Source organism: Paenalcaligenes sp., assembly GCF_030152715.1.
Lineage (GTDB): Bacteria > Pseudomonadota > Gammaproteobacteria > Burkholderiales > Burkholderiaceae_B > Paenalcaligenes > Paenalcaligenes hermetiae.
The window spans coordinates 1-2,527 of record NZ_JASLIX010000077.1; the positions used below are offsets into that span (position 1 = coordinate 1).

Consider the following 2,527-nt stretch of genomic DNA (forward strand, 5'->3'; position numbering starts at 1 on the left):
CACGCGTGCTCAATTAAATTTCGCAACTGCAAAACAGGGTCTAAACCAAACAAACGCTGCCCAGCCGGGACCACATGTAGATCAGAAAAATGAAGGATTTTCATGGATTAACGTATGCCCGCTCGTAAAAACGCCTGAATAAAATGACGTTGAAATAATAGAAAACCTATCAGCAATGGCGCAATCATCATCAATGTGGCCGCACTAATCAATGCAATGCTAACCCCGCTTTCAGGAGCACCAAATAAGGACAAGCCCACTGTTAACGGACGTGTATGATGAGAACTACTCATTACTAAAGGCCATAAGAAGTTATTCCAATGTGTCGACACCGATACCAACGCATATGCTACATAAATGGGTTTAGCTAAAGGTACATATACATGCCAAAGTACCCCAAACCAGCCACAGCCTTCTACACGCGCTGCATCCTCAAGCTCACGGGGTATCTGTTTAAAGTGCTGGCGTAATAAAAACACCCCAAAAGCACTGGCCATATACGGCAGTCCCATACCCAAAATGGTATCCACCAAGCCTAACCGAGAAACCATTGCATAGTTTTCTACGATCAAAACCTCAGGCAAAATAAAAAGCTGCAATAAAATAATGCTAAATAATAGATCACGTCCCCTAAAACTAAACCGCGCAAAAGCAAAAGCCGCCAAGGTGCACAGGACAAACTGTCCGACTAAAATCACCCCGACTAATACCGTGGTATTAAACAAATACTGCAACCAAGGCGCTTGCTGCCAAGCCGTTTTAAAATTGCTAAGGCTCCAACCTTGGCGCCAGTCCCACTGTAATGCGGCCTCTGGCATTCTAAGCGCTGCCCACACAGCAAAAAAAAGGGGAGCTATCCACAAAAAGGCTAATAACCAAGCGCCCATCTGATCGATAAACGCTCCCCATGCTCTGGGTCGTACACCTGTTACCGTGACTGATGTCTTCATAGCACCCTCTTATTGGTAATGCGCTCGGCGCTCAATGAAACGGAACTGCAAAACCGCCACTATTGCCAGCAACACGACCAATAGCACGGTCATAACCGCCGCGCTGGGTTTATCCATGTATGCAAAGGCCATTTCCCATATCCAATACAGCACTAGCTTAGACGCATTGTTTGGTCCGCCCTTAGTCAGAATAAATAAATGATCAATCAGCTTTACTGAATTAATCAACGCATTAATCAAAATAAATAACGTTGTCGGCATCAATAAGGGCCATAAAACACGGCGCCCATATTGCCAACGCGAGGCGCCCTCTAGCCGTGCCGCGTCTTTTAACTCTGGAGCAATGGCTTGTAAAGCCGCCAAATAAAAGATCATAAAAAAGCCGGCTTCTTTCCAAATCGTAACCACGACCACAGCCCATAGTGCGGTTTCGGGTTGACCTAACCAGTTTGTGCTTTCCATACCAAACAAAGCGGTCATCCGATCCAGTACCCCAAGACCAGGGGTATAAAAAAACAACCAGAGATTAGCCGCCGCAATCATGGGTAGCATAGTGGGCGTGAAATAAGCACTGCGCACCACAGCACGCAAACGCATGGACTGGTTAGCCCATAATGCCATCAATAAGGCCAAAGCCATGGATATGGGAATGGTTGTCACGGCATACCAAAAATTGTTACTAAGCACCTGCCAAAACACCGGATCAGCCAATAAATCCTGATAGTTTTCTAGCCCTACAAACTGTGGCGCTCGTCGTGAGCTCCCTTTACTAAGCAGACTAGCCCACACGGTCTGTACAGTGGGAATCAACGCAAACAAACTAATTAAAACCACCAAAGGGGTCAACATGAGCCAAGCATAAAGCGTTTGTTGCCCCTGTATCCGTGATGAGCTAGCCATAACCCGTACTACTCTTAATTATTGATAATCTCGCAACAAGCGTTGCGCTGCCTGCTGAGCCTCATCTAAAGCAGCTTGTGGGCTCTTGCTTTCTGTAATCGCTGCTTGCACCGCATTAGAGACTAACTCGCGCACACGAGCGGTTTCATAAGTAGCAAACTCCGGTACCGCCACCTCTAACTGATCGCGTGCAACGAGGGCCTGAGGGAAATCTTGCCCATAGGTTTTTAATTCTGGCGTATCATAAGCCGCAGGGCTCGTCGCCACATAACCCGTTGCAATAGACCATTGGGCTGCACGTTGCGGAGCCGTCATCCAACGCATAAAGTCTAACGCTGCCTGCTTTTGCGCCTCGTCAGCCCCTTTAAACAAATAAAAATTACCACCACCTGTTGGTGATGCCTGCTGCTTTTTACCTGGCAGCATGGCCACACCAAAATCAAAACCAGCCTCTTTTTTAACCGCGGTTAGATTACCAGTGGTGTGCCACATCATCGCGGTTTGCCCTTGGACAAAAGCCTGACGCAAGGTGCCCCATTCGATGGTCCCCTTAGGGCTAACTTGATATTTAGTCGCTAAATCACGGAAGAAAGTAAGCGCTTCTACCGCCTCGGGCGTATTCAAATACACCTCCGTCCCCTCTTCGTTCATTAGCTTTTGGCCATTTTGAATCGCCA

At 47.4% G+C, this 2,527-nt stretch carries 3 protein-coding genes; all 3 read right to left on the reverse strand.

Features of this window, described 5'->3' with window-relative positions; translation table 11 throughout:
- Nucleotides 1-107: 107 nt before the first annotated feature.
- Nucleotides 108-950, reverse strand: a complete 843-nt coding sequence (locus tag Q1V74_RS06245) for a carbohydrate ABC transporter permease (protein ID WP_300647536.1) — start codon at nt 948-950, stop codon at nt 108-110.
- 9 nt (nt 951-959) lie between these two features.
- Nucleotides 960-1,850, reverse strand: coding sequence for a sugar ABC transporter permease (locus Q1V74_RS06250; protein ID WP_300647537.1), 891 nt, complete (start codon nt 1,848-1,850; stop codon nt 960-962).
- Nucleotides 1,851-1,868: 18 nt separating this feature from the next.
- Nucleotides 1,869-2,527 (reverse strand): extracellular solute-binding protein (locus tag Q1V74_RS06255; protein ID WP_300647538.1); only part of this gene is annotated, 659 nt, incomplete at its 5' end.

Bases quoted from the DNA above. Each gene is read 5' to 3' on its own strand.
- Q1V74_RS06245 (WP_300647536.1), bottom strand. From the start codon at position 950: ATGAAGACATCAGTCACGGTAACAGGTGTACGACCCAGAGCATGGGGA.
- Q1V74_RS06250 (WP_300647537.1), bottom strand. From the start codon at position 1,850: ATGGCTAGCTCATCACGGATACAGGGGCAACAAACGCTTTATGCTTGG.